At 48.0% G+C, this 26066-nt stretch carries 31 protein-coding genes; 27 read left to right on the top strand and 4 right to left on the bottom strand.

Annotated features, from left to right (window positions below; all coding sequences use genetic code 11):
• Positions 1-40: 40 nt before the first annotated feature.
• The 4 genes from rpsN (at position 41) to IFU39_RS29635 (ending at position 1686) form a co-directional block, all read left to right on the top strand.
• The gene (rpsN, locus tag IFU39_RS29650; protein ID WP_124117611.1) at positions 41-310 is read left to right on the top strand and encodes a 30S ribosomal protein S14; all 270 of its coding nucleotides are present in this window, start codon (positions 41-43) and stop codon (positions 308-310) included.
• A gap of 42 nt (positions 311-352) precedes the next feature.
• Positions 353-688, top strand: a complete 336-nt coding sequence (locus tag IFU39_RS29645) for a DUF3024 domain-containing protein (RefSeq protein WP_192136290.1) — start codon at positions 353-355, stop codon at positions 686-688.
• Positions 689-966: 278 nt separating this feature from the next.
• Complete coding sequence (locus IFU39_RS29640) at positions 967-1443, top strand: DUF2975 domain-containing protein (protein ID WP_192136289.1); 477 nt, start codon at positions 967-969, stop codon at positions 1441-1443.
• 9 nt (positions 1444-1452) lie between these two features.
• On the top strand, positions 1453-1686 hold the full coding sequence (locus IFU39_RS29635) for a helix-turn-helix domain-containing protein (RefSeq protein ID WP_192136288.1): 234 nt from the start codon (positions 1453-1455) through the stop codon (positions 1684-1686).
• A 74-nt stretch (positions 1687-1760) separates the two neighbouring features.
• Here IFU39_RS29635 and IFU39_RS29630 read toward each other — a convergent pair whose 3' ends face one another.
• Positions 1761-2618: a helix-turn-helix transcriptional regulator gene (locus IFU39_RS29630; protein WP_197997963.1), complete on the bottom strand. Its 858-nt coding sequence runs from the start codon at positions 2616-2618 to the stop codon at positions 1761-1763.
• A 175-nt stretch (positions 2619-2793) separates the two neighbouring features.
• Between IFU39_RS29630 and IFU39_RS29625 the strand changes: the two genes are divergently transcribed.
• Positions 2794-4866, top strand: coding sequence for a beta-galactosidase (locus tag IFU39_RS29625; protein WP_192136287.1), 2073 nt, complete (start codon positions 2794-2796; stop codon positions 4864-4866).
• Between the two features lie 145 nt (positions 4867-5011).
• Here the strand turns inward: IFU39_RS29625 and IFU39_RS29620 are convergent, their stop codons facing one another.
• Complete coding sequence (locus IFU39_RS29620) at positions 5012-6043, bottom strand: substrate-binding domain-containing protein (protein ID WP_091020890.1); 1032 nt, start codon at positions 6041-6043, stop codon at positions 5012-5014.
• Positions 6044-6281: 238 nt separating this feature from the next.
• Between IFU39_RS29620 and modA the strand changes: the two genes are divergently transcribed.
• From modA to IFU39_RS29515, 21 genes are all read left to right on the top strand, one after another.
• On the top strand, positions 6282-7154 hold the full coding sequence (gene modA, locus IFU39_RS29615) for a molybdate ABC transporter substrate-binding protein (protein WP_192136286.1): 873 nt from the start codon (positions 6282-6284) through the stop codon (positions 7152-7154).
• On the top strand, positions 7151-7837 hold the full coding sequence (gene modB / locus IFU39_RS29610) for a molybdate ABC transporter permease subunit (RefSeq protein WP_105601197.1): 687 nt from the start codon (positions 7151-7153) through the stop codon (positions 7835-7837). Before modA ends, modB begins: the two co-directional genes overlap by 4 nt.
• A gap of 274 nt (positions 7838-8111) precedes the next feature.
• A complete protein-coding gene (locus IFU39_RS29605; RefSeq protein ID WP_091020893.1) occupies positions 8112-8444 on the top strand; it encodes a hypothetical protein in 333 nt (110 codons plus the stop codon).
• A 315-nt stretch (positions 8445-8759) separates the two neighbouring features.
• A complete protein-coding gene (locus IFU39_RS29600; RefSeq protein WP_411736443.1) occupies positions 8760-9581 on the top strand; it encodes a transporter substrate-binding domain-containing protein in 822 nt (273 codons plus the stop codon).
• A 23-nt stretch (positions 9582-9604) separates the two neighbouring features.
• The gene (locus tag IFU39_RS29595) at positions 9605-10360 is read left to right on the top strand and encodes an amino acid ABC transporter permease (protein WP_192136284.1); all 756 of its coding nucleotides are present in this window, start codon (positions 9605-9607) and stop codon (positions 10358-10360) included.
• 89 nt (positions 10361-10449) lie between these two features.
• Positions 10450-11160, top strand: coding sequence for an amino acid ABC transporter permease (locus IFU39_RS29590; protein WP_091020896.1), 711 nt, complete (start codon positions 10450-10452; stop codon positions 11158-11160).
• Positions 11157-11909 carry an amino acid ABC transporter ATP-binding protein gene (locus IFU39_RS29585; protein ID WP_091020897.1) on the top strand — a complete coding sequence of 251 codons (753 nt, stop codon included), beginning with the start codon at positions 11157-11159 and terminating at the stop codon, positions 11907-11909. Before IFU39_RS29590 ends, IFU39_RS29585 begins: the two co-directional genes overlap by 4 nt.
• 121 nt (positions 11910-12030) lie before the next feature.
• The gene (locus IFU39_RS29580) at positions 12031-12318 is read left to right on the top strand and encodes a hypothetical protein (RefSeq protein ID WP_017692509.1); all 288 of its coding nucleotides are present in this window, start codon (positions 12031-12033) and stop codon (positions 12316-12318) included.
• Positions 12319-12341: 23 nt separating this feature from the next.
• Entirely contained in the window at positions 12342-12683 is a 342-nt protein-coding gene (locus IFU39_RS29575) for a hypothetical protein (protein WP_017692510.1), read from the top strand.
• Entirely contained in the window at positions 12680-12979 is a 300-nt protein-coding gene (locus tag IFU39_RS29570) for a hypothetical protein (RefSeq protein WP_017692511.1), read from the top strand. Before IFU39_RS29575 ends, IFU39_RS29570 begins: the two co-directional genes overlap by 4 nt.
• 1 nt (position 12980) lies before the next feature.
• Positions 12981-13322: a hypothetical protein gene (locus tag IFU39_RS29565; RefSeq protein ID WP_091020898.1), complete on the top strand. Its 342-nt coding sequence runs from the start codon at positions 12981-12983 to the stop codon at positions 13320-13322.
• Positions 13323-13756: 434 nt separating this feature from the next.
• Positions 13757-14851: a CgeB family protein gene (locus IFU39_RS29560; RefSeq protein WP_091020899.1), complete on the top strand. Its 1095-nt coding sequence runs from the start codon at positions 13757-13759 to the stop codon at positions 14849-14851.
• 60 nt (positions 14852-14911) lie between these two features.
• A complete protein-coding gene (locus IFU39_RS29555) occupies positions 14912-16051 on the top strand; it encodes a CgeB family protein (RefSeq protein ID WP_091020900.1) in 1140 nt (379 codons plus the stop codon).
• A gap of 66 nt (positions 16052-16117) precedes the next feature.
• Entirely contained in the window at positions 16118-17743 is a 1626-nt protein-coding gene (locus IFU39_RS29550; protein WP_143786602.1) for a glycosyltransferase, read from the top strand.
• Positions 17744-17757: 14 nt separating this feature from the next.
• A complete protein-coding gene (wecB, locus tag IFU39_RS29545) occupies positions 17758-18849 on the top strand; it encodes a non-hydrolyzing UDP-N-acetylglucosamine 2-epimerase (protein ID WP_105601373.1) in 1092 nt (363 codons plus the stop codon).
• On the top strand, positions 18842-19828 hold the full coding sequence (locus tag IFU39_RS29540; protein ID WP_017692517.1) for a polysaccharide biosynthesis protein: 987 nt from the start codon (positions 18842-18844) through the stop codon (positions 19826-19828). Before wecB ends, IFU39_RS29540 begins: the two co-directional genes overlap by 8 nt.
• Positions 19825-20652, top strand: coding sequence for a dTDP-4-dehydrorhamnose reductase family protein (locus tag IFU39_RS29535; RefSeq protein WP_036605842.1), 828 nt, complete (start codon positions 19825-19827; stop codon positions 20650-20652). Before IFU39_RS29540 ends, IFU39_RS29535 begins: the two co-directional genes overlap by 4 nt.
• A complete protein-coding gene (locus IFU39_RS29530) occupies positions 20634-21575 on the top strand; it encodes an NAD-dependent epimerase/dehydratase family protein (RefSeq protein WP_192136283.1) in 942 nt (313 codons plus the stop codon). Before IFU39_RS29535 ends, IFU39_RS29530 begins: the two co-directional genes overlap by 19 nt.
• The gene (locus IFU39_RS29525) at positions 21572-22288 is read left to right on the top strand and encodes a glycosyltransferase (RefSeq protein WP_192136282.1); all 717 of its coding nucleotides are present in this window, start codon (positions 21572-21574) and stop codon (positions 22286-22288) included. Before IFU39_RS29530 ends, IFU39_RS29525 begins: the two co-directional genes overlap by 4 nt.
• A 96-nt stretch (positions 22289-22384) precedes the next feature.
• Positions 22385-23101 (top strand): glycosyltransferase, encoded by a 717-nt coding sequence (locus tag IFU39_RS29520; protein WP_192136281.1) that lies wholly within the window; start codon positions 22385-22387, stop codon positions 23099-23101.
• Between the two features lie 250 nt (positions 23102-23351).
• The gene (locus IFU39_RS29515) at positions 23352-23882 is read left to right on the top strand and encodes a GNAT family N-acetyltransferase (protein WP_105601191.1); all 531 of its coding nucleotides are present in this window, start codon (positions 23352-23354) and stop codon (positions 23880-23882) included.
• 144 nt (positions 23883-24026) lie between these two features.
• Here IFU39_RS29515 and IFU39_RS29510 read toward each other — a convergent pair whose 3' ends face one another.
• Both IFU39_RS29510 and IFU39_RS29505 read right to left on the bottom strand, forming a co-directional pair.
• Complete coding sequence (locus tag IFU39_RS29510) at positions 24027-24197, bottom strand: hypothetical protein (protein ID WP_167483784.1); 171 nt, start codon at positions 24195-24197, stop codon at positions 24027-24029.
• Positions 24194-25432 (bottom strand): glycosyltransferase family 4 protein, encoded by a 1239-nt coding sequence (locus tag IFU39_RS29505; RefSeq protein WP_091020906.1) that lies wholly within the window; start codon positions 25430-25432, stop codon positions 24194-24196. Before IFU39_RS29505 ends, IFU39_RS29510 begins: the two co-directional genes overlap by 4 nt.
• Positions 25433-25618: 186 nt before the next feature.
• Here IFU39_RS29505 and IFU39_RS29500 point away from each other — a divergent pair, with 186 nt between their 5' ends.
• Positions 25619-25978: a hypothetical protein gene (locus IFU39_RS29500; RefSeq protein ID WP_192136280.1), complete on the top strand. Its 360-nt coding sequence runs from the start codon at positions 25619-25621 to the stop codon at positions 25976-25978.
• The last annotated feature ends 88 nt before the right edge of the window (positions 25979-26066 follow it).

The following is a 26066-nucleotide window of genomic DNA, read 5'->3' as shown; positions in this document are numbered from 1 at the left end:
TTTATAAACATAAATTCAAGGGATAAAGGAGCTGGATTTCATGGCTAAAAAATCAAAAGTGGTACGTGAGAAGCAACGTCAGGCGATCGTGGCAAAATATGCGGACCTGCGCCTGGAATTGAAGGAAAAAGGAGATTACGAGGCATTGCAGAAATTGCCGCGGAATGCATCTCCGACTCGTTTGAAGAACCGTTGTGAAGTGACAGGCCGCCCGCGGGGTTATCTACGCAAGTTCAAGGTATCTCGGATTAAGTTCCGTGAATTGGCACATCAAGGACAGATTCCTGGTGTAACAAAATCCAGCTGGTAACATGATCAAGGGGTGTACTTTGCTGAAAGGGTGTGCATCTTCATGTTGGACTCGTTTACGTTACGAAGAATTCAGTCGGTGATGAATGGCTATATTCACGAGAAGGTTCCTGCGCCACTGCGTACGATGGTGAAGTTGACCTATGTGATGAATGACAATGAATTGATCCTGACCGAAGAAAGACCCGCCGAGGAACGGTATCAATGGGAGAAGATGCATATTGCCCGATTTTACTGGGAAGAAAATCAGTGGAAGGTGTTTGCCAGAGATGAACAGAGCAGCTGGAATCCGGTAGATGCTATTACACCTTGTTCCGATTTTGAGAATGTGCTCGAGCAGGTGGAACGGGATGAAGCTGGACTGTTCTGGCGTACGTGAGCGAGATCGCTTAAGAGAATACTTCCTTCACGAAAATTAATGTTAATTCAGACAAATATGGCGTATATGCAATCGAGTTCGAGCTAGCGACATCAGTGGCTAGCATCGGGCTTTTTTTGTGTCCAAGAATCACTGAAGCAAAGAGGGGGACGATCTTTTAATCTTTCTTCCTTAGTGGGGAAAAGAATAAATGAAATCTGTTTTACAATAAAAATTTATTGTAAAACGATAAATATTATGATAAATTCATATCACTTAAAACAAGTGAGGTGCTTTTTGTGAAGCGAGGTACAACCATCTTTTTAAAATTGGCCGTGTTGCTTATTGGTGTTCCCATTCTTGCCTTATGTATATTCGGCATACCCTGGTTAGCGAACAATCCGGTGAATCCGAATTATGCAGGTGCACTATACCCCATAGTGATTATTATGTATGTGTCAGTTATTCCGTTTATCGTTGCACTGTACCAGGCATTCCGTCTGCTGAGCTACATCGACAAAAATGAAGCGTTCTCTCTAATATCAGTGAAATCCTTAAAAACAATAAAATATTGTGCTATTGTAATCAGTAGTCTTTATTTTGTGATGTTGCCTTTTGTTTATGTTGTAGCAGAGAAAGATGATGCCCCAGGCCTCATTCTAATGGGAATGGTTCCTGTTTTTGCTTCATTGGTCATCGCAGTGTTTTCCGCTGTGCTCCAAAGATTGTTACAGGAAGCGATTGATATCAAATCAGAAAATGACCTAGTGGTCTGAGGTGAATATATGGCCATTATAATTAATATTGATGTGATGTTGGCAAAGAGGAAAATGTCAGTTACCGAGCTTGCCGAGAGAGTTGAAATCACGATTGCCAATATTTCCATATTAAAAACAGGAAAAGCAAAAGCGATCCGTTTATCCACTCTGGATGCCATCTGTAAAGCACTGGATTGTCAGCCTGGAGATATTTTGGAATATAAGGCTGACGAGGACGAAGATACAAATGAACATTTGTGAAAAATGACCGAAGAAGACTCTGCATGTTGTATGCAGAGTCTTCTTTTGCGTCAGCTTGTTCAAGGAACATCTGCCTATAACGAATGATTGTGCATCATTCGAAATTGCATAGGTGTTACGTTTTCCTGGGTTTTAAAACATCGGATGAAGTAGCTTGACTGAGAGAATCCCGTTTCCAGCGTAATTTGTTTAATGGAAAGGTTGGTTGTTGCGAGCAGCTGTTTCGCATGTAGTAACCTGGATTCCAAAAGGAATTCCGGGAAAGAGACTCCAAACGTCTGACTGAACTTGCGGCTAAAGTATGTTGTACTGTATCCGGCAATCCCGGCAGCGTGGTCTAGTGTAATGTGCTCGTTACTATGGGAGCGAATATAATTCCCTGCTTCACGAATTCGCTCTGAAGTGTGATTTAACGAAACATTGATTTGGCTCGCTGCGGATTGCAATCGGGTCAGAAGTTCATAGAGTGTAGCTGCCACACTGTGCTCGTCCTCCACCTGATAGCCTCTGCCTAGCTCCAGTAATCGCTCCATGAGCGCGGTAACCACCGAGAAGTTGGAACATTGAAACAGCCATGGCTCGTCAACGCCTTTTCCGTTTAACAGTTCTTCGAGACGAATGCCGTAAAAATGAATCCAACGAATACTCCACGGATCATCCAAATCGGAGTAGTAGGTTTGTCTGAGACCGGGACCATAGAGAAATCCCTGCCCTCGTGTTAGCTCATAACGAGTGGTTCCCGTATCCAGGAATCCTTTACCGTCCAGGACAATGTGCAAATTGTAGCATTGATCCAAATTAATTTCTTTGGTTCGATATTCCCGATTCACATAATGTTTCGGAAAGTCACTGTACCCTCCAATAAAATCGGGAAAACATACATGTCTGGGGAAAACCGGCTTGGGGAGAAAGATGTGTTCTTTCACGTGCATCCTCCATTTGAACGCAATATTTTTATGTAGTGAACTGAAATCAATTCAGCCTACTGTTATTTGAATCTTGGACAATGACAATATTTTATTATAAGTCGCATAATCTTGTCATTTATTATATGTGAAGGTTCCAATAGAATGGAGGCAATATGGCAGGTTAAGGGGGCAATTAAAGGTGGCAAAATCAATCCAAATGGATGAATTGAAAATGGGGGTCTGTTATTACCCTGAGCACTGGTCGGAAGCGTTGTGGGAGGACGATTTCCGTAGAATGAAAGAGATGAATATCACAGTTATTCGGATGGCTGAATTTGCATGGTCCATCTTTGAACCGGAAGAAGACCAGTTCGATTTTAGTTTTTTTCAGAAGGCACTGGATCTGGCGCATCAATATGGTTTGAGCGTTATTTTGGGAACACCTACTGCAACTCCACCAGCATGGTTAACATCAAAATATCCTGAAGTATTAAACGCAAATAAGGACGGGGTATTGTATCAACACGGTATGCGGCGTCATACCAATTACAGTAGCCCAATCTACAGACAGCAATGTGAAAAAATCGTGCGCAATATGGTGATTGCCTATAAAGATCATCCGGCTCTTATTGGATGGCAGATCGATAACGAATTCAATTGTCATATGGATGTTTTCTATGCTGAGGCGGACCATGTTGCCTTCCGTGAATGGCTTAAGAATCGTTATGAATCGTTGGAGAATCTGAACCAGGCTTGGGGAACCGTTTTCTGGAGTCAGACCTATACCGACTGGGAGCAAGTTCACCTTACCCGAAATATGGTCAGCCAATCGCCAAATCCTCATTTGGCACTAGATGAAAAGAGATTCATCTCAGCTAATACCATTTCATTTGCCAAGCTTCAGGTGGACATCATTCGGGAACTGGATCCGAAACATTGGATCACAACAAACGGTACGTTTGGACACTTGGATAATCATGAAATGACAGAGGATTTATTGGATTTCTTCTCTTATGATTCGTATCCGCAGTTTGCCACGATCTTCCCAGGGACAGACGATAACTCATTACAAGATCGGGCCTGGAGCATGAAACTGTCGAACGTACGCAACATGTCACCGAACTTCTGCGTCATGGAACAACAGTCTGGGCCAGGAGGCTGGGTTGACAGTATAGGCATGGGTACGCCAAGACCGGGACAGATCCGATTATGGTCGTATCAATCCGTTCTGCATGGTACGGATCTGCTCGTCTACTTCCGCTGGCGGACGGCAACATTTGGCACCGAGATGTACTGGCATGGCATCAATGATTACCATAATCAGCCCAACAGAAGGGTACGCGAGGTTGCACAAGTAGGGGAAGAGTTTGCCAAGATCGGGCGTGTTATTGCGGGCACTACATATCAAGCCGATGTTGCGATCCTACAGGATTACGATAACATCTGGGACGGGGAGTTGGACGAGTGGCACGGTCCGCTTCAGCAACAGAGTGTACGCTCCTGGTATAAGCAGCTCCAGTATCGTCATATTCCGACTGATATGGTTACACTGCAACCAACGACAACACTGGAGGATTTATCCGAATATAAGGTGATCATCTATGCTCACCCGGCCATTATGACAGACGAGACAGCAGAACTTCTCCAAGCCTATGTCAGTCAAGGAGGCACTCTGTTTTTCGGTGCGCGCACCGGATATAAGGATCTCAAGGGGCATTGTTATATGAGACCGTTCCCTGGGGCTGTCGCTGAGTTGTGTGGTGTAACCGTAGAGGACTTTACCTTAATTAAAGGAACCATTCCAGCAGCCAAACTGCATTGGAATGGGGCGAGTGAGCGGCTTCAGGAGGGAACGTCAACGGCCGGATTTAACGAAGTTCTTCATGTGGAGCATGCTGACGTGCAGGTCATGGCTGAGTATACATCCGAATATTATGCAGGTAGTCCTGCTTTGACCAAACGTACGGTAGGTCAGGGGCAAGTATGGTATTATGGAGCGGCTTACAATGAACGGGTCGTTGATGCTCTACTAGATGAAATAGGGCTAACTTCACCTGTGGGTGACCTGGTAGAGGTACCGTCCGAAGTTGAGCTTGGTATCCGTTCCGGTAAGGATAAAGCTTATGTATTTTTACTCAACTACTCGGATCACCAAGTGGCCATCCAGCTTAAGAAGGAGGCCACAGAGTTACTGTCGGGTACAACACTTCAGAATGAGATCAACATGCCCGCGTACGGTGTATTCATCCTGGAGATTGATTTGCCGCAATGAGCAGCCTATCCTTTCATCTCATGAGTGATTATATACAGAAAGAAACACTAAAAACGCCTTGCAGTCATTGCAAGGCGTTTTGTATATGCATGATGTGATGTGTAACATCCATTGAGCATGAGTGTTTTGGCTGTGTTTTGTATACCTATGCTTCGTACAAAATCTCACCTGTCCTGGATACATCATATCCCTCGAATGATTGCAGTTCCTGCCTGAACTCCGGCGATTGGAGAATTCGCAGTACAGATTCTGTCCAAGCTTCATTACCTTGCTTCCTCAGCATGACCAGATCATAGCGCTCCTGAGTGAGCGGGACAAAATCAACCTGACCCACAAGTCGTGCAGCCTTTTCAATGCCAACTCCGACATCAGCTTCACCTGAACTGACTTTGGCAGCCACGCCCATGTGACTGGTTTCTTCGACTTGATATCCGATCAGACCTGCGGCAGGAATTCCATGCAGCCGAAGTTGCTCATCCAGCAATACTCGCGCGCCAGAACCTATCTCCCGGTTAGCGAGTCGAAGATCAGGCTTGCTCAGATCGGTCCAATTCTGTATGTTCTGTGGATTGCCACGCTGTACATACAATCCGGCAGGACGTGACAGCAGGTTTACCACAACATAGGACCGCCCCGTCAGAATTTTGCGAATATACGGCAGATTATACTCACCGGTATCTCCGTCGAGCAGATGGGTGCTGACCAGATCGGACTCACCGTGATACATCGAGATAAGCCCATCCAGACTACCCATGAACGAGCGTAGCGGACGAATGTCCCGAGTTTGTTTTTCCATATGGCGCATTAGAATATCCAGACTGACATCCTGACCTGTTATGACCAGATGCCGTGGTACAGCAGGCATTGCATGAGCAGAACTCGCTGGAGTATTCGCATGCGCAGACCCAACCGGAGTAGTTGATTGTAAGGAAGTTCCCTGAGAATCACCATGACCTGGCTGGGTCCCTGATGCAGAGGTCGGGATACGTTGACCTGAGGACTGAAGTTGCTTGGAGCGACGTTTATATGCCTCCAGATCGGTTGCATCAATTCGCATTTGTTTACCCACACGGTATGCGACGAGGTCTCCTTTTTTGATCAGGTCATAGACCGTTAGTTTCGATATTTTGAGCAGCTTGGATATTTCTTCGGTTGTGTAGGATTGCTCCTCCGTCATAAGTGAAGATCCTCCTTCAAAGGTAATGATCCGATCATTCATCGTAATGGAATGTTTCTTGTACTATACCATTAATTGAGGGATGCCATAAACTTGAGAACACGTAATAAACGCATAGGACAGAAAACAAAAATCAAATGTGATCTTAATCACCTTCCCATTTTTTTTGTCTTGTGTATAATTAGATATAATCAATTATAACTAGTTATATCTAAATATAACGTTGGGGGAGAAATGAATGAGAAAGAGAATCGGATATGTGTTGGGAAGTATGTCACTGGGACTGTCTCTTGTATTGGCTGGTTGCGGCACAAGCACGGGCACTACGGATACATCCACAGGTGCAGAACAAACGACCTCAACGCCAGCGGCATCAGGTGAAAGTTCATCAGCAGGAAATACCGATCCGCAGGAAACAGTAGATCTGACGATCTCTGCGGCGGCCAGTCTGACCGATGCGATGAAAGAGATTGAAACCAATTATGAGCTAGCTAATCCTTATATAGAACTTAATTTTAACTTTGGCGCCTCGGGTGCCTTGCAACAGCAGATTGAACAGGGCGCCCCGGCTGATATCTTTGTATCGGCGGCAACAAAAAATATGAATGCGCTAGTAGATGAAAACCTGATTGCATCGGGTGATCAGAAGAATTTGCTACAGAATTCACTGGTGGCCATAGTGCCAGCAGATGGGAACCACACAGTAACCAGTGAAAAGGATCTCACCAGCGACTCCATCAAGACGGTAGCCATTGGGATTCCGGAAAGTGTTCCTGCGGGAACCTATGCCAAGGAAGCTCTGACCAATGCCAAGCTGTGGGATGAACTGGAAAGCAAACTTGTGCAGGGGAAAGACGTTAGACAGGTTCTTCAATATGTAGAGACAGGTAATGCAGATGCAGGATTTGTATATAAAACAGATGCTCTTACTTCGGATCAGGTGAAAATTGCGTTTGAGGTGGACAAGAACAGCTACACACCAGCCAATTATCCAATAGGCATTATTGAAGGAACCAAACACCGTACAGAGGCCGAACAATTTTATGCGTATTTACAAACCCCTGAAGTGCTCGATATCTTCGCGAAATACGGATTCACAATTCCGGAATGAATGTGAACGCCATAGACTGGTCCGTATTCTGGTCACCGGTGCGCCTGTCGCTTCAGGTTGCGCTGTTATCCAGCGTGGTGGCCACTGTGCTGGGAATCGCGATAGCCTGGAAGATGTCGCGTACTTCATTTCGGGGGAAGACGTTGCTGGAAACGGCATTTATGCTACCGCTAGTACTGCCTCCGACGGTGGTTGGATTTCTGTTGCTTGTCATACTGGGACGTAAAAGTCTGTTTGGACAATGGATTGAAGCCATATTCTCCGCACCGGTTATTTTCACTTGGTGGGCTGCGGTGATTGCTTCGGTGGTGGTTGCTTTTCCACTCGTGTATCAGACCATGAAATCAGGATTCAGCGGTGTGGATCGGGATCTGGAAGATGCGGGACGTTCGATTGGGGCGAATGAGTGGCAGGTTTTTCGTTACATTTCCTTGCCGCTCGCAGGCAGAGCCTTGATGACCGCCTTCATCCTGGGCTTTGCCCGGGCACTCGGGGAATTCGGAGCCACACTGATGATTGCAGGCAATATTCCGGGCAAAACACAAACGGTACCTACGGCAATCTATGTCGCTGTGGATTCGGGCAATCAGACCATGGCCTGGGCGTGGACTGTTTCCATTATCATCATCTCATTTCTCATGTTACTGATGACCAGACAGCAGCGAGATGGAAAAAATGACTAATTTGATATGTGTTTATATTATATATGAAATGATGAAAAACCCGTTTTGAGGAAACAACTTTATTTCTTAACGCGGGTTTTTTATTACCAATTTCATATGTACCAATATCAATATCCTGCCAAATTGGTCTTAATGGAAATGTAAAGCTGTTTTAACATAAAAAAATAAAAATTTTCCCGAAATTTAATCGTTCAGTACTCGCTTTCAGTGGGCTTGTTCCTGTAAGATAGAAGTAATGGATTCCAGCCAAGTACTGAAATAAGGAGAGACGACGATGAACACTAAATCTGATTACGGCGTTTCGTTGCAAATTGATGACTATCTGGATCTTTTGCATTTTGCCATCCAAATTCAGGATCAGGAATGGCAACAATCCCTTATCCGCCAACTCAAAATATTTCAGACGGCGACGGAGCAGCAACGCACACCTGAAGAGGAACTATGGACACGGTTTGATTACATCAACAGCAAACTGACAGGTCTGTGCCACCAGATTCATGCCGCTCATTCCATGGACGAACGCAAGAAGTTCGAGGAACGGATCGGTCTCTTACAATTACAGCGAGTGGAAGTTGCACGTAAAATTAAATGGGCGAGTCGCAGATAGATGAGTAGTGTACACACCAAGTGATGCACCGCCAAAATGGTATAATCAGTGAGAGACATACAGGAAGAAGCCATCCGCCAATGGATATGGGGGATGGCTTTTTCTTGTACTATAGAGAAGTCCTATAACCATATCAGGATGTCCTATTAGTTTAGTTATTGCCCCAAGATGACTTGTAATGATATTCTTTGTTCAACCTAATTCCGACTATACAAGTAAGAATGGTTTGGTAATGGGAAGAGGAATGGGAGTGCACATCATATTTGCTGTGATAACAGCCTGTGGAGGAGATTGAGAATGGTTAAAAAACGGGGGATTCAAAAATTCCGGACAGCACTGCTGTTCATTACAATGCTGGCGGTACTGGCTGGATGCAGCACAGGAACTGCAAGCAATGATTCAGAATCTGCTTCGGCAGCAGGCGACACCAAAGTGAAAAAGATCATTGTAGGAACAGGTACACAGTTCCCGAATGTCTGCTTCATTGATGAGAATGGCAAGTTAACAGGTTATGATGTGGAACTGATCCGGGAGATCGACAAACGTTTGCCTGAGTACGAATTCGAATTCAGCACCATGGATTTCAAAAACCTGCTGCTGAGTCTGGAAACGAAAAAAATTGACCTGATCGCTCACCAGATGGAAGTGAATGATGAGAGACAGGCCAAGTTCCTGTTTAATGATGAAGCCTATAATATTTTTCCAAATAAAATTGTCGTAAGTCAGAAAAATGAGGAAGTAAAATCGATTGAGGATCTCAAAGGGAAAAAACTGATTGTTGGTGCTACAAGTAATGCGGCTGTACTTGCTGAGAAATGGAATGCAGCGAACGGCAACGGGATTGATATCGTTTATTCCGGAGCAGGTGAGGATACCATTACCCAGATCAAAACAGGCCGGGTGGATGCCACCATCAGTACGCAGTTTGCCATTGATTATCAGAATAAGGCGATTGATGCTCAGCTGAAAACGGTAGGAGATGCCCTCTCCAATTCCAAAGTGTACTTCATTCTGAACAAAGATGAGCAGGAGCTCAAAACCAAAGTGGACGAAGCCCTCAAAGCGGTCAAAGAAGATGGAACATTAGGCAAACTGAGCACAGAGTGGCTTGGAGCTGACTATACGGTTGAAGAGTAGTCTGAGAAAGGTGTGCAGCGGTAATGGGAAAATCATTTGATCTGTCATTGGTTCTGGATTTCATCCCGGAACTGCTACGATATTTGCATATAACACTGATTGTACTGGGTGGCTCCATCGTGCTCGGACTGGTGGGCGGCGTGCTTCTGGCCGTTCCCCGGCTGTATCGGATTCCGGTACTAAGCCAGTTGGCTACCCTGTACGTCTCATTCATGCGGGGCACACCGATCCTGATCAAATTGTTCCTGGTATATTACGGACTTCCCGAGCTGCTCAAACCCATTGGCATCGACCTGTCGAGAACCGACCCGTTGTTATTTGTCATTGTGACCTATGCACTTAGTGACGCGGCATCCTTTGCCGAGATCTTTCGCGGAGCGGTGCGCAGTGTGGATAAAGGTCAGACGGAAGCTGCCTATGCTGCGGGCATGACCACATTCCAGTCTTTTCGGCGGATTGTTGTTCCGCAGGCACTGATTGTTGCTTTTCCGAACATGGCCAATACGTTAATCGGTTCATTAAAGGATACTTCTTTGGCCTTCTCCATTGGTGTCATGGATATGGTGGGCAGAGGGCAGACGTTAATTTCGGCTACATCGCATGCACTTGAAGTGTATATCAGTCTGTCTGTGGTCTATTATGTCATTGTTATTGTGCTTGAAAAAGGATTTGCCTTTGCAGAACACAGACTCCAGCGTCATGAACGCAAGAGGGTTGTACACAAACCGGCAATTCGAGCCAAACGCCTGAAAGAGGTTGTTCAAAAAGTCCGCTTTTGATTACGAATCATGCCTGGCGGCATCATCAGCATCGAAGATGAAAACCAGACTTTTTGAACTCTCACTGAAACGAATAGCGGGGTGAGCATATGTCGATTGATCTCCAGTTTATCTATACCTCTTTTTTTCAAATCCTGAAGGCATTGCCACTGACACTCGTCATTACGATTGTGCCGTTGATTGCAGGCTTCGGAATCGGTCTGGCTACGGCTCTGATTCGTATCTATCGTGTGCGGTGGATTCACCGCATTGCTGACTTCTACGTTTCATTCCTGCGTGGAACACCGATGCTGATGCATCTGTTCCTCATCTATTACGGCATTCCGATGATTATCGATAAGCTGGCGGAACGTTACGCTTGGGCTTTCCAATCCTCATCGATCCCAATTCTCGTATTTGTACTGATTGCCTTCTCGCTCACCGCGGGTGCCTATATGTCCGAGATTATCCGTTCTGGCATTCTAGCTGTGGATATCGGCCAGATGGAAGCCGCTCACGCTGTGGGTATGAGCACATTCCAGGCTTTGAGGCGCATCATCATCCCTCAAGCGATCGGGGCGGTCTTGCCTAATTTGTGCAGCATGTTTGTCGGGTTCCTGCATGGATCAACACTCGCTTTTACCGTATCTCAGATGGACATCCTCGGTAAAGCGGATGTGGTGGCATCCGTCAGTCTGAAATTTCTGGAGGCCTTTATCGCCGCCGCGTTTATCTACTGGGGGCTGACCATCATTGCCGAGCGGATCACCGCTTTGCTTGAGCGTCGGGTTGCCGTGTACAGCAAAGGAGGCGTGTCATGATTACATTAACGAACATACACAAAACATTTGGCAAGCAGGAAGTATTGAAGGGAATTGATCTGACTGTTGAACAGGGCGATGTCGTTGCGATCCTTGGACCGAGCGGATCAGGTAAAACAACGCTGCTGCGCTGCGTCAATTTTCTGGAACGTGCCGATGAGGGCGAGGTTCAGATCAGTGGATTAAGCGTCGATTGCAAGCATGCACGCAAACATGACATTGTGCAGTTGAGACGAAAAACGGCGATGGTGTTCCAGCATTATAATCTGTTCAAACACAAGACTGTGCTGGATAACGTCACGGAAGGTTTAATTATTGCCCAGAAAATGTCCAAAGCTGATGCCCGTACTCGTGCCTTGCGTGTGCTTGAACAAGTCGGACTGTCTGCCAAAATCAATGAGTATCCAAGTATGTTGTCTGGTGGGCAACAGCAACGAGTGGGCATCGCCAGAGCACTGGCACTGAATCCCGAAGTGATTTTGTTTGATGAACCGACATCAGCGCTGGACCCCGAGCTTGTGGGTGAGGTGTTGTCTGTCATCCGCTCCATTGCTCAGGAGGGGATCACCATGATTGTAGTCACCCATGAAATGGGGTTTGCCCGTGAGGTGGCCAATCGGGTTGTTTTCATGGATGGAGGTTCCGTTGTGGAGGAAGGAACCCCGGAAGAGGTGTTTGTACGTCCAAAGCAGGAACGTACTCGCCAATTCCTCAGTCGATATTCTTCCGACTGGAGTTATGTCATCTGACGATATAGGCGCAAGCTGTAGTAACTGACGATCCCGGCCCGGCATATGCTGTAACAGGCAAATGCTGATAGGCCGGGTTTTTCTATGGGTGAAGCAGGCCGTGACGGTAAGGAGGAGGACCATGCAGAGCAAAATCGATGAAATTATCACACATATTGCACACTCTCACCAGCAGATCGCACGTGTGCTGGATGCCAAACGCCAAGTCGCTGTACGCATGTCTGAAATCATCAATCATTTGCCAGATATCGAACCGGAGTTGGATGGCGTTGACGGTCTGCTGGATAGCTCTGGGCAAATCAACAAAAGCATTATCTCTTACTTGGGGGGCCTTGCAGATTTGGAAGAGGCTGTAGCCGAAACGCTGACCCAAGTCATGCGGGAGATCGCGGTTCAAGAAGAAGAATAAGCCCGGAAGGCGGGTGAAGAAACATGAGTAGAGAACAGAGTCTCATTCTGATGCTGGACGCAGCAGCCAAAATGCAGTGGAATATTGCCCTGATCCTGGAGGCAAAAGCGATTGAGGCCGAGAAGGTACGGAACTGGACGCTGAATCATTTGAATGGGGATACCTTTCTGACGCATGGGGATCAGGTAGGGGAGCCGCTCAAAATGCATGATCAGCTGGTGGAATTGCTGGAAGGATTAACCCGGATGGAGACCGGACTGTGCAACAATCTCAAAGCGGTGATGGTGCAGAACGATAGCGAAGATGGCGGCGGTATGGACGGTGGCATGTTTGGCGGCATGGATCTGGGAGACATGGGAAAATGAGTCTGATGCGGCGTGAGCAGGAAGCCAAACTGGCGCTCATTGAATCCATTGCACACAGTCAGCAGGCGCTGGCACGCATTCTGGACAGTGTAGCCAGTGTAACCGCTCATTCGGAAGTATCCGCCCGCAGTCTGGCCGAGAACATTCGTTTGCTGAGTCGCTATCAGGCAGAAATGTCTCGTATGGTTACGGGAATCAGGCTGGCCCGAATCCAGCATGGGGAGCCTGGCTTGCCGTGGCTCAAAGACCCCGGGTGTGCAATTCGTATCGTTCGGGACATACAGGAGGAATGTTGACATGTTAAAGAAGAAGAAAATAAGACTGAGAACCAAAAGAGCTTTGTTAATCCGTGGAGCCCGTCTGCGCAAAATTCGCAAGCTGCGTGCGCTCAGAGCCAAACGTGTTCTTCACAAACGCCCACTTAAAGGACGCAGTGCGTGGCTCAAAAAAAAGAAACGTGCGGTACGGCGGCACCGGAGTCCAAAGGCCGTACAACCAGTCGTCCCGGCTACCCCTACCGATCCGAACCCGGACGGTGCTTACAGCCAGGGATACAACGAGGCGTACAACGAGGGATTCAACGCGGGTTTCGCCAAGGGATTCGAGGACGGACATCAGCTGGCGTACAAAGCACAGTAACCGAGTAGACAGGATTATTTCTGCATGGAATGATATCTGTCTTATAGTGCCGGTTCAAAAAGACCGGTTTTCAGTACCGAGAAGATGGGATGAAGCTGAAATGGAGTAGCGGAGCGTAGAGAAGACTACGTGAGCAACGGACATTTCGGCTGAATTTCATATTCGATGCTGGTGATGCCGATAGGCATCCTTCGTAATCAAAAGCGGACTTTTTGAACATCCTCTAACAAATAGCCAGGGGGGCAGATCCCTCCGGGCTATTTGCATCGCCGCAAAAGCGGACATGCCCGTACAGGCGGATGTGGAGGGCAAGCGCCAATTTTGCGCCTTGCAGGACACCCGTCCATGATGCATCTGACCCCGAGGCATATCCTTTAGAGGGAAGACCAATCTCGGGGAGAGTCTGGAAGTGAGATCTCCTGAAGGAAGACAGGGTGAAGAATGTGGCAAAACGAAAGCACCGTCCGCTGACCGAAGCGGAAACGGCTTACCGCGGCGGATATGCAGAAGGCCGCAGATTCGGCGGCTGTCAGGCCATGATGGAGCGGGTGCAGATGTTTGAACCGACCCTGCGGGACATGAAAGTGTTATATATCCCGCAAGGATTCGATGCCATCGATGAAGGTGTCACCTTGGCTCTGCAGCAATCTGTACGTGAATGCGTTGTTGGATCGCCAGCAGCGATGTTGCAGGAAGCCAGTCAGCATCGGCCCGATGTTGTGCTCGTCATGAATGGTCTGCATGTATTTCCCGCAGATCATGTGGAGCAGGTGAATGGCATACGTGCACTCGGTATCCGAACTGCCGTGTGGTTTGTGGATGATCCGTATTTCACCGAAGATACAACGTCCCTTTGCCAGCACTATGATGTCGTGTTCACGCATGAAGAGGCCGCGGTGCCCTTCTATCTGGCACATGGAGCGAACCAGGTCATCTATATGCCACTCGCGGTGAATCCAGGCATGTTTCAACCGCGGCGCGCGGCACCGCAGCATCAGCATGACATTTGTTTTATCGGTACCGGATTCTGGAACCGGATTGCCTTGTTTGATGAGCTGGCCCCTTTTCTTGCGGACAAAAAGGTATTCATTGCGGGTAGCCAGTGGAATCGGTTGGCACGCTTTGATGTACTAGGCCGTTTCATCCACGAAGGATGGATTGCTCCTGGAGAGACAGTGGATTATTACAATGGCGCCAAGATTGTCATTAACATTCACCGGACTTGCGAGAATGGGGAAGACAATCGCAACACACATCATCTTGAAGGTCACTCGATTAATCCACGCACGTATGAGATTAGCGCATGTGGCACAATGCAGATTACGGATGCACGTGCAGATTTACCCCGTTATTATAAGCCGGGATATGACATCGAGACGTTCACCAACGCAGCAGAACTTCAGCGCAAGATCCACTATTATCTGAAGCATGAAGAAGAACGACAGGCGATGGCGTGGCGTGGACTTCTCACCACGATGAACCAGCATACATTCACTCGCCGGATCGGTCAGTTGCTGGAACATTTGTAATCCCAGTCTGAAGTGCAGCATTAACAAGAACCCTATCCCAAAAAATAAAGGAGTGGCGGTATGTCTCTCAAACACCGTAAAACCAAAAAGGTTCATGCACCCGTACTGAGCCTGGCTGATCAAGCACGCAAAAATGGGCAACATGCCGGATATGACGCAGGTAAGGAAGAAGGATATCTGCGCGGTCGCGCCAACTATATTGTGAATTGTGCACAGGAACCGTTGCCTTTCCGACAGCTTCACGTGCTGTATGTATCCTCGGGTAAAGGCTTCCCTTACTCCCCGTTGGATGAGGCCATTATGGCCACGCTACAGGGTATGGTAGCTCAAGTAACCCTCTCTGATCCGCGTCAACCGGTTTCTGAAATTGCGCTGCAGACGCGTCCTGATCTTGTGCTTGTGCTGGATGGAATGGATATCCCCATCGAGCATATCGATGCGATTCGCCAAGCGGGCATTCAGACGGCGATCTGGCTCACGGATGACCCGTATTATACAGATATGACGCTGGATATTGTGACACATTTTGACCATGTCTTCACGTTAGAACTGAACTGTATTGATCTATATCGACAAATCGGCTGCGCGTCAGTTCACTACCTCCCTTTTGCCGCATTCACTAATCATTACTTTCCGATTACAACACCTTCCCCGTTAAAACGGGATGTCAGCTTTATCGGCTCGGCCTATTGGAACCGGGTATACTTCTTCAATCCAATCATGCCTCAGTTGATGTCACACAATACGGTATTTAACGGAATCTGGTGGGACCGTCTGCCTGACTATACTGCCTATGGAGAGAAGATTGAGCTCGGGCGCTGGATGAGTCCGCCGGAGACCAATGATGTGTACAATGGCACCAAAATTGTCATCAACCTGCATCGATCCCACGAAGATGATTCCGTCAATAATAATCACCTCAAAATCCCGCCAGCTTCACCGAACCCGAGAACGTTTGAAATTGCCGCGTCCACGACGCTACAGCTGACCGACGCCCGGGATGACATTGCGCGTTTCTACAAACCGGGTGTGGAGATTGAGACATATTCCTCGCCGCAGGAGTTACTCGACAAAGTGGAATATTATCTTACTCATGAAAAGGAACGCCGTGAGATTGCACTTCGTGGACTTGAACGTACACTGAAAGACCACACGTATGGCAAAAGAATTAATGAAATGTTAACCATCATATTCCCTTAATTCTGGCCGGGAGGAGGTGTGCACAGTACCCTGTATCCGATACCCGTTTACAGGGTCCGTGCGGCCATGGCAACGAAACCAAAGATGATGTTATTTTCACATGTGTGCAATACTCGCAGCATTACAGGCGCCGAGAAGCTGCTGCTTCATTTTATGAGAGAGATCGGTGCGATCTTTGAATGTGTGCTCGTAGTCCCTCAGGAGGGGAAGCTTGCGGGGCTTGCGCGGAGATTCGGCATTCAGGTCAAAATATGCACTCTGCCGATGCTTCACGGTGTGTACACACCTTACCTGGGCATTGCAGATGATGCAGAGCAGCTTCGCCATACACCAGCATATCAGGAAGTGGTCTCTCTAATACGAGAGACTGCTCCCGATCTCGTGTTAACGAATACCTGTGTCAATGTGATGCCGGCAGTAGCGGCGAAGTCGCTTCAGATTCCGATTATCTGGAAGATTACCGAGATTATTCATACGAATGAACATACAACCGAGGCAATCCAGATGATTGGCCGTTACGCGGATTGGATTATCGGTATATCCGAGACAGCGGTAGCCCCATTCCAAGAAGCCGGCATGGGTGACAAAGTGACCATCATATCCCCAACTTGGGAACCCGCGCTACCAGCACCGGACCGCTGGGTTCATCTGCGCGAACGCAAGCGTAAAGAGCTCGGTTTCAAATCATCGCAGACCTGTATCGGTTATATTTCTTCATTTATATATGATGCCAAAGGGTTGAAACCTTTTGTGGATATGGCTTTGAGAATCTGTGAAACACATTCGCGCTGTCGCTTCTGGATCATCGGGGCAGCATCGGATAAAAAGTACTACGACGAGTGTGTATCACGGGTGAAAAAATCCGGGTATTCACGCCGGTTTACCTTCACCACATTTGAAGAGAACGTATCTCTGGCATATACCGCGATGGATATCCTGGTCATCCCAAGCATGGTCAAAGAAGGATTTGGCATGACCGCACTGGAGGGGCTCTATTTTGCCAAACCGGTCATCGCTTTCGCTCAGGGTGGACTGAAGGAATTAATGGAATCCGTAGGCAGTGATGCATTTTTGGCCCCGCCGGGTGATACCGAAGCGCTTGTCACTTTGGCAACAACCTTGCTGAATGATGCAGAGCTGGCCTCAAATACGGGGTGGCGTAATCGGACAGAAGCGGAAAGGCTCTACGGCGTTGAAACCTACCGAACGAAACTGCATACGATGGTGACACAGTGGTTATTGCGTTTTCCCGGATGGTTTGCTTATATCCAACCTCCGAATGGACCTGTGTATACCCATGGGGAGGGAGGACTACGCACTGTACTGGTCCTGGAGCCGACTACGGTTCGAGCACTATTATTCCCACTGACCGTCATACAGGCGTTACCACATTCCTCATTACCTCCAATCGCATTGGGGCACGATGCTCCTGTTGCCTCAGGTACTGGCCCGGCTGCAAAGCCGGTTCAACAGAGGGGCAAAACGCGGAAACGTCGTCGCAAGCCACTTGCACCTCATTCTCGCCGAGACCGTGAGGGGCTGAAGCGTGCTTCCGGAACTGGCAGACGTAAGAGGAAAACTCGTACAACGAAGGGACCACGTCCGCATATGGGGAAATCGGCTAGTCGCAGACGCAAATCTGCCAAAGCGGGACGTAGCCGAGCAGGGCGCAAGGGTTCCAATACAAGATGAAGGCAGGGATTACGATGAAGATCATGACGGTGCTGGGTACGAGACCTGAGATCATACGGCTCAGCCTGATCATCTCCAAGCTGGACCAGTACGCGTCCAAACATATTCTGGTGCATACGGGACAGAACTTCACGGAAAGTCTCAGCGGTCTCTTTTTCAAGGAAATGGGCCTGCGCGCACCGGATTACGTTCTTCAGGATGAAGCGGCCACTCTGGGACGACAGTTATCCTCGATGTTTACGCAGATGGAAGATCTGATATTGCAGGAGAAACCCGATAAATTGCTGTTGCTTGGTGATACCAATAGCGCATTATGTGCAATATTGGCTGAGCGCATGGGTGTTCCTGTTATTCATATGGAAGCAGGTAATCGTTGCTTCGACCTGGATGTGCCTGAGGAGAAAAATCGTAAGGTTATTGATGCCATTTCCACCGTTAATATGCCTTACACGGAACAGAGCAAGAAACATTTGGTCAGTGAAGGGGTACCAAGCAGGCGCATCGTGCTCACGGGCAATCCCATCTATGAAGTAATGCAGCACTACGACGCGCAAGTAAGTTCCAGCAAAATACTCAAAAAGCTCAAGCTGAAGTCCGGGCAATACTTCCTGGTTACTGCGCATCGAGCCGAGAATGTGGATCATGCCCCTCATTTGCTGGAGATTATGAAAGGACTGAACCAGGTCGCAGAGGAACACGGGTTGCGTGTGATCTGCAGTATTCATCCGCGTACCGCGATCCGGATTGCGGAGCATCTGCAACTGGAGATGAACCCGCTGGTGGAGTTTCACGAGCCGTTTGGATTCTTCGACTTTGTAATGCTTGAACGTCATGCACGCTGTGCACTTACGGATAGCGGTACCGTGCAGGAGGAGTGTTGCATTATGGGCGTGCCGACCGTAACGATGCGTCGAACTACCGAGCGGCCGGAAACGGTCGATTGCGGCAGCAATGTAGTCTCCGGTCTGGATGCCGCGCGCATCGCTGATTGCGTGAGAGTCATGACAAAGATGTCTAGCGACTGGGATTGCCCGCAAGGTTACAAAGCCACAGATGTATCCAGTAAAGTGGTTAAATTTCTGCTTGGAGGGAAAATGCATGTTTGAAAATAAGCGTATACTCGTGACTGGCGGTACGGGATCATGGGGTTATGAACTTGTGGCTCAACTACTGCCCCAGCAGCCCAAAGAAATTATTGTATATTCCCGGAACGAGTCAAGCCAAGTGGCTATGAGTCGTGAATTTGAAGACCCACGTCTTCATTTCCGGATTGGAGATATTCGTGACAAGGACGCTTTGACGGCGGCTTGCCAGCATGTGGACTATGTATTTCATCTGGCTGCGCTCAAGCATGTTCCGGTGTGTGAAGACCAACCATACGAAGCACTCAAAACCAATGTGATTGGTACACAGAACGTAATTGAGGCCGCTATTGAGAACAAGGTGGAAAAAGTAATCTATATCTCGACTGACAAGGCTGCCAATCCGTCCAACTTCTATGGCATGACAAAAGCGATCGGCGAGAAATTAATTGTATATGCAAACTTGTTACACAGCGATACCAAGTTTGTTACGGTACGGGGTGGGAATGTACTGGGAACAAACGGCAGTGTGGTACATCTGTTCAAGAATCAGATCCGCCAGAAAGGGCAGGTCTCCATCACGGATATGAGTATGACTCGATTCTTTCTTACGCTGAAGGATGCAATTACCTTGCTGTTCAAAGCTTCGGTGGAAAGTGTCGGCGGAGAGATCTTTGTCATGACGATGCCTACCTGCAAAATCGTTGATCTCGCGGAAGTGCTGATTGAGGATTCCGGTGTGGAGAATGTGAGCATTGTGGAACGAGGCATTCGTCCAGGGGAGAAAATCCATGAAATATTGATGAGTGAATTCGAGAGCATGACCACCGTTGTCTACGATGAGCAGTACCTGGTTATTCTGCCTACCCTGGGTATACCGGGTCTGCGTGAACATTATACCAATTGTCCCCCGGTCTCCTTTAACAGTTTCAGTTCTGAACACCAACTCATGACCAAAGAGGAGATTCGTGAAATTCTGAAACGCGGAGGATTCTTGTCATGAAACTGCTGATACTTGGTGGAAACGGAATGGCCGGCCATATTTTGGTCGACTATTTCCGCCGTCAAGGTGTACACAGCGTCTTCTACACATCTCGGGATGTAACGGACCCCAATGGTCTGCTCCTGGATGTGAACGACAGCTTCATGGTTGATCGATTGGTAGAAGCTGTGCACCCGGATGTGATTATTAATGCTGTAGGTGTGTTGAACAACTTCGCAGATGAGGACAAAATTACTGCATATCATATTAACGGATTCCTGCCACATCGTCTGCGGCGGGTTGCTGATACGATTGGTGCACGCCTGATTCATATCAGCACGGACTGTGTGTTCAGCGGGGAACGGGGAGCATACCGGGAAGATGATGTTACGGATGGGACTTCAGCTTACGCCATCACCAAAGCACTTGGCGAAGTTCAGGATGAAGGTCATCTGACGATCCGTACATCCATCATTGGACCCGAGATTCGGCAGGGCGGCATTGGTCTGATGCAATGGTTTATGTCCAGCACAGGTGAAGTCGGGGGGTATACCCGCGTATTCTGGAACGGTGTGACCACACTTGAGCTGGCCAAATGGGTAGACCATTACCTGGCCTCCTCGGTTAGTGGTCTGATCCACCTAGCTCATCCGGCACCTGTCAGCAAGCATGACCTGCTTGTATTGTTCAAGCAGACCTGGGATAAGCAGGATGTGACGATTGTGCGTGATGACAGTGTAGTGCAAGACCGTACGCTGGTGTCCACTCGCGAGGATGTGAAGACAGACCTGCCGGATTATTCTACAATGCTGAAGGAGTTGGCATTATGGATGGAGCAGAGCTGAGAGGCAAGAAAGTGCTAATTACAGGCGCCTCCGGTTTTACCGGGCGACATGCCGTATCTTATTTTCGGGAAGTTGGTGCAGTGGTTGCGGCGGTAGTCCGGAGGCCGGATGTGTATTCATTTGGTAAAGGTGCACAAGTCCATGTCTGTGATCTGAACGATAAACAGCAAGTGCGTCATCTGATCGGTGAGGTGCAACCCGACTATGTGCTGCATCTCGCTGGCAAAAATTCAGTGCCTGATTCGTGGTCTGATCCGCTACTGGTCCTGGAGACCAATGTGATGGCCGTGCTGTATCTGCTGGATGCGCTTCGCAGTTGTCCGACAGCACGAACCGTTATTGTAGGATCAAGGTTAAAATATACGCCGGAACCTGGCCGGATTCCCCAGCCTCCGCATCCATACAGTCTCAGTAAAGCGCTGGAAGAGATGGTGTCCTTGTCGTGGATGTCGCTCTTCGGACAACAGATCATGCTGGCGGAGCCAGGCAATCTGATTGGTGCGGGTCCTTCCACAGGCATCTGTTCACTGCTTGCACGCCATGTTGTTGCCTGTGAGCAGACGGGCAAAACGGAGGCATTCCGTCTGTCCGGACGGGACAATACCCGTGACTTTCTCGATGTGCGGGATGCAGTCAGAGCGTATGCAACCCTCCTGATACAGGGGTCCAGCGGTACAGTATACCCGGTGGTGTCTGGCGTCGAGCGCAGTCTAGGTGAAATTGCAGATCTGCTCTTGTCCATGACAGAAGCGGAAGTCCCTGTTCGCTGGGATGGGGCATCATCTGGTCCGGACGGTTCGGGGAAACAGGAGGAATTATCACTGCTGCGCAAGCTTGGCTGGCAGCCGATGATTCCATTTGCCACATCACTTCAGGATATCCTGAGTGATGTTCGTGCCCAGCAAGGGAGGACGACAAGTTGAATCCGAGAGTATCCATTGTCATTCCATTCTACAACTGCCCTTATGTGCCTCAAGCAATTCAGAGTGCGCTGAACCAGACGTATTCCGATGTGGAGATCGTTGTCGTGAATGACGGTTCCACCCGGCATGCAGAGCTGCTCCAGCCTTATCTTCCTTATATTCATGTGCTTGGGAAAAGCAATGGCGGGACAGCTTCGGCACTTAATCATGGTATCCGTCATGCCTCTGGTGATTATGTAGCCTGGCTTAGTTCAGACGATGTCCTTTATCCCGATAAAATTCGTTATCAGTTGGAGTTTATGCAGCGTGAGCATGTGCTTGTCTCTCATACGAACTTTCACTATATCAACGAGCATTCGGCCGTTACCAAAATGCATGGTGGACCTGAACCGATGTCGGATCTGGACTTACTGCGGCGGTTTGTCCACGGCAATCCGGTCAATGGCTGCACGGTCATGATTCGCAAGGATCTGTTCAGCGGAGTAGGGCTGTTCGATGAACTTCTGCCCTACACACATGATCTGGATCTCTGGATGCGGATTATACTGAATGGTCATCGGTTCCCATACCTGAACGAACCGCTTACTGCCTATCGGTGGCATGGGGGAATGGGATCGGTACGTCATGCGGATGTCATTGGCAAAGAGGCATCCATGGTATGGTCCAGATATCGGGAACCGCTGTTGCAGCGAATAGCGACGCTTGGCGGGTAGCGTAGGGAGGGCAGTTATGAAAGCCAAAAGATGGCTGATTAACGCCCTCTTTGCGCAGCATTTTACCTAAGACAGTAAGAGGAGGGGAAGACCCGAATGGAGCCAAAAGTATCGATCGTCATTCCTTTTTATAATTGTGCGTACATCGAGCAGGCTGTTTACAGTGCCATTCACCAGACGTATCCGCATATCGAGGTCATCGTAGTGGATGATGGGTCAACCGAGCATGTGGAGCGGCTAGAGCCATTCATGGATTCTATCCGCTATATTCACAAAGAAAACGGTGGAACCGCGACCGCATTAAATGAGGGCATCAAACATGCAACAGGGGATTACTTTGTCTGGCTCAGCTCAGATGATGTGATGCTGCTGGATCGGGTGGAGAAACAACTGAAGTTTATGCGTGAGGTCAAGGCTTCATTCTGCCATGGTGCCTACCATTATGTGAATGAGAAGAGTGAATGGTTGGATACGGTGCAGCCGGAAGTGGGAAGTCGTCTGGAGATGTTGCAGGTACTGCTGGAAGGTTGTCCGATCAACGGCTGTACTGTCATGTTAGAGATGGAAGCATTTGAGCGGTTTGGACTGTTCGACACTGATTTTCGCTACACCCATGACTATGAAATGTGGATGAGGCTGTTTCCGATGTATGAGCTGTTCTACTACAATGAACCTCTGATGTGTTACCGATTGCATGAGTCAATGGGGACCAAACGCCATTTCAAGGCACTGGTTGCCGAGATGGAAAAAGTTCAAGAGAAGCATAGACCTATTTTGCTCAATTTGCTTCAGGTTGGCGGGTACTGGAAGTAAATGTTTTTGGTAAAAATGGCTGATTGGAATAGATGTTAAATGGACAGGAGAGCACCCTTATGAAACACTTTTTAAGTGTTATAAGTGGTAAGCTCCTTTTTTGCTCTATGGACAGATTCGTGTACAGAAAGGGTGAACGATTGCTGAAGTCTCTGTATAATGAAATGATTCATACACGGAAGGGACTGGACTATGCGCAGATATCAATATCTTAAACCCAACTATTAATAAACTAATGGAGGTAAGAGTATTGATTACAGAGTTACACACAGAACGGTTATATTTGCGAAAAATGGACGTAGCGGATTCGGCCAGTTTGTTTAAGATTTGGTCTGATCCAGATGTAACTAGATTTATGAATATCACTCATTTTACGGATGAAAATCAAGCTATAGCCATGATTAATCTTCTGGATGATCTTTCTCAGGAAAATAAGGCCATTCGGTTCTCTATCCTTGCGCAAGAGTCCAACGAAATCATAGGTTCATGTGGTTATAATTCACTGGATTTTGACAATCTTAAAGCAGAAATCGGGTATGACATTGCCAGATCACACTGGGGGAAAGGATATGCTGCGGAAGCGATCTCTTCTTTATTAGCTCATGCATTCTCGACTATGAAGCTGAATCGAATCGAAGCAAAGGTTGATCCCGGTAATGTGAATTCGATCAAGCTATTACAAAAGCTCAATTTCACATGCGAAGGCACCCTCAGAGCATACGAGAGGGTAGGCGAAACGTTCAGTGATCTGAATATGTATTCCAAGTTGGCGACAGATTAGAGAGATCTGTAATAGCGTGTTCTCGGTCCGTTAGAACACATTTGAAGCGAACAAGGGGTGTCCTCAGTCATTCATATGACAGATGGGACACCCCTTGTTTGATATTTCGGCATGTTATATAAAGACGGCATATCATTGGACAACTCAATCTTTTGAATTCATGATCGCCATGGATGCAGGATCGGGAAATACATATCCTTTAGGCAGCTTCTTCATCAATTCGTTCATTACAGCGTAATCCACGTCGATGTGAGGTGTGGAAACTGGAGTCGAAAACCAGCGATTGTACAGATCACTCGGTACAAGTAACGTCATATCGTATGTCCTCCTCTGTAGATGGCTTCTTGGTAGACTTGAAATGTACGCAATCCCATCACTTCCAGTGAACGATGTTGTTCAGCCCAGGCTTTCGCCGCCGCACCCACTGTTCTCCGGGTAAGATTATCCTCAAGTAGTGCATCCAACAGTTCACGGAGTGAGTCGACATCCTGCGGAGGAACAACCCATCCCGTACGTCCAGGTTCAACCATTTCAGGCATGCCGGCTGTACCACTGACGATAACAGGTACACCCGCCAGTTGCGCTTCGGTAACGGAGAACGGCTGGGTGTCCTGCAGGCTGGGCTGGACATAGATATCTGCATGGCGCAGGAAGGAAGGAATATTGTCCAGCTTGCCCCAGAACACAACATCGGCTCCAATACCCGTTGAAGCGGCCTGTGACCGCAATTCATCGGTTAGATTGCCTTCTCCTGCGATCCAGCAGACCCAATCGGAACGTTTATTTTTCAGACTGGCTAAGGCCTTGATTAACACATGAACGCCCTTGATGTATTCAAGTCGTCCGGTAAAGGCAATGACTTTCTTGCCCGCAGGTGGTCGCTGGCGGAACTTCACAGCTGCTGAGGCACGGTAGGCTGGGAGATCTACGGCATAGGGAATCTGTCTGAACTTTGATTCAGGAACGGCAAGTTCTGTAAGCGTACTCTTGATCCAGTGGCTTGACACGAGAATGAGCTCGGACTGTGTTGCACTTCGCTCTTCCAATGAGAGAAAATAACGTCCACGCTTGGATTGCAAATATGAAGGGAGAGTAAGCTGTGGGTTGGAATTTTGTGCATCGTAAAAGGCTTCGCGTGCAAGAGCGCCATGATAGCTTGTAACCAGTGGGATATTGCGGTTCAAGATGCGTTTTATGGCTACGGCAGCTACTGGATCTTGCGCATGAATAACGTCGTAGTGGTCCACACCCAGATAAGCGGCTGCCATCTCGAAGGCATATCTATTCAGTTCATAATAAGCGAGAAGAGGATCGGCAGTGAATTGTGGCAGATCAGTCGGATTGAGTTTGGCTTGCAGCATGGGCCACACCTTATCCTTGGAGAAAGCGCGGTTCAGATTACGAACATATACTTCGTTATTGGCGCCATTTGTGCCCATGATATCAACCTCTACACCAAGTGCGATCAACCTGTCGGCCAGTTGTTTAACATATGTCCATATGCCTCCCATATGTGTAAGCTCCCAATACGTAACGAGCAGAACTTTCATAGCTACCTCCTTGTCACGGCCTGCACCGGCCGAGCTTCTATCCTTTTATTCTATGAAAAAAGAGGACCGGAAGGTCGGGCATTTCCGTGCAATTGGTCGAAAATGGGTGAATGCAAATGGCAATGGACGAGAGGAAGCATATCCTATGTACAGGAAGGTTCATGTGCTCCGAAGGAGGGATCTACAGTGGCGGTATATTTACTTGAGATTCATGAGAATCTGTTACAGACATTTGTTCCCGTCAAGTACATGGATGTGGAGTTGGCCTATGTGGGCGGCGAGGAAGGGACGGATGTATTTGTTGGTGTAGCCAGCATGCACGGAGAACTGTACCGACACCTTTTTCACCTAACGTCAAATTCGGGGGGAGCGGGCGGTAATCAGGTCATTCATAATCTGGATGTGTCATCCGAGCCTTATGAACTGAGGATCATCAGCAACAGTTCTTCACCAAATCATCTGGTTATTCGAATATATTGCAGAAGTATTCACGGTCAGACATTGGGCATACTGTCAGAATATCAGATGATGAAGCTTGCAGATTGATATGGACATCATTGCATAATCATGATTAACCAACGTGTGGAGCAGGGAAGGTGCCTGTTCCATTTTTTTGTGGTGCATCCATAGAGAA

The sequence above is a fragment of the Paenibacillus sp. CFBP 13594 genome (genome assembly GCF_014842675.1).
Taxonomy (GTDB): Bacteria; Bacillota; Bacilli; order Paenibacillales; family Paenibacillaceae; genus Paenibacillus; species Paenibacillus amylolyticus_B.
The sequence above is the reverse complement of the archived record's forward strand: the minus strand, read 5'-3'. Positions and strand labels throughout refer to the sequence as shown.

Bases quoted from the DNA above. Each gene is read 5' to 3' on its own strand.
- IFU39_RS29635 (WP_192136288.1), top strand. From the start codon at position 1,453: ATGGCCATTATAATTAATATTGATGTGATGTTGGCAAAGAGGAAAATG.
- modB (WP_105601197.1), top strand. From the start codon at position 7,151: ATGAATGTGAACGCCATAGACTGGTCCGTATTCTGGTCACCGGTGCGC.
- wecB (WP_105601373.1), top strand. From the start codon at position 17,758: ATGAAGATCATGACGGTGCTGGGTACGAGACCTGAGATCATACGGCTC.
- IFU39_RS29575 (WP_017692510.1), top strand. From the start codon at position 12,342: ATGAGTAGAGAACAGAGTCTCATTCTGATGCTGGACGCAGCAGCCAAA.
- IFU39_RS29605 (WP_091020893.1), top strand. From the start codon at position 8,112: ATGAACACTAAATCTGATTACGGCGTTTCGTTGCAAATTGATGACTAT.
- IFU39_RS29620 (WP_091020890.1), bottom strand. From the start codon at position 6,043: ATGACGGAGGAGCAATCCTACACAACCGAAGAAATATCCAAGCTGCTC.
- rpsN (WP_124117611.1), top strand. From the start codon at position 41: ATGGCTAAAAAATCAAAAGTGGTACGTGAGAAGCAACGTCAGGCGATC.
- IFU39_RS29565 (WP_091020898.1), top strand. From the start codon at position 12,981: ATGTTAAAGAAGAAGAAAATAAGACTGAGAACCAAAAGAGCTTTGTTA.
- IFU39_RS29590 (WP_091020896.1), top strand. From the start codon at position 10,450: ATGTCGATTGATCTCCAGTTTATCTATACCTCTTTTTTTCAAATCCTG.
- IFU39_RS29520 (WP_192136281.1), top strand. From the start codon at position 22,385: ATGGAGCCAAAAGTATCGATCGTCATTCCTTTTTATAATTGTGCGTAC.
- IFU39_RS29580 (WP_017692509.1), top strand. From the start codon at position 12,031: ATGCAGAGCAAAATCGATGAAATTATCACACATATTGCACACTCTCAC.
- IFU39_RS29540 (WP_017692517.1), top strand. From the start codon at position 18,842: ATGTTTGAAAATAAGCGTATACTCGTGACTGGCGGTACGGGATCATGG.
- modA (WP_192136286.1), top strand. From the start codon at position 6,282: ATGAGAAAGAGAATCGGATATGTGTTGGGAAGTATGTCACTGGGACTG.
- IFU39_RS29645 (WP_192136290.1), top strand. From the start codon at position 353: ATGTTGGACTCGTTTACGTTACGAAGAATTCAGTCGGTGATGAATGGC.
- IFU39_RS29510 (WP_167483784.1), bottom strand. From the start codon at position 24,197: ATGACGTTACTTGTACCGAGTGATCTGTACAATCGCTGGTTTTCGACT.
- IFU39_RS29555 (WP_091020900.1), top strand. From the start codon at position 14,912: ATGTCTCTCAAACACCGTAAAACCAAAAAGGTTCATGCACCCGTACTG.
- IFU39_RS29530 (WP_192136283.1), top strand. From the start codon at position 20,634: ATGGATGGAGCAGAGCTGAGAGGCAAGAAAGTGCTAATTACAGGCGCC.
- IFU39_RS29535 (WP_036605842.1), top strand. From the start codon at position 19,825: ATGAAACTGCTGATACTTGGTGGAAACGGAATGGCCGGCCATATTTTG.
- IFU39_RS29630 (WP_197997963.1), bottom strand. From the start codon at position 2,618: ATGCACGTGAAAGAACACATCTTTCTCCCCAAGCCGGTTTTCCCCAGA.
- IFU39_RS29595 (WP_192136284.1), top strand. From the start codon at position 9,605: ATGGGAAAATCATTTGATCTGTCATTGGTTCTGGATTTCATCCCGGAA.
- IFU39_RS29570 (WP_017692511.1), top strand. From the start codon at position 12,680: ATGAGTCTGATGCGGCGTGAGCAGGAAGCCAAACTGGCGCTCATTGAA.
- IFU39_RS29505 (WP_091020906.1), bottom strand. From the start codon at position 25,432: ATGAAAGTTCTGCTCGTTACGTATTGGGAGCTTACACATATGGGAGGC.
- IFU39_RS29585 (WP_091020897.1), top strand. From the start codon at position 11,157: ATGATTACATTAACGAACATACACAAAACATTTGGCAAGCAGGAAGTA.
- IFU39_RS29550 (WP_143786602.1), top strand. From the start codon at position 16,118: ATGGCAACGAAACCAAAGATGATGTTATTTTCACATGTGTGCAATACT.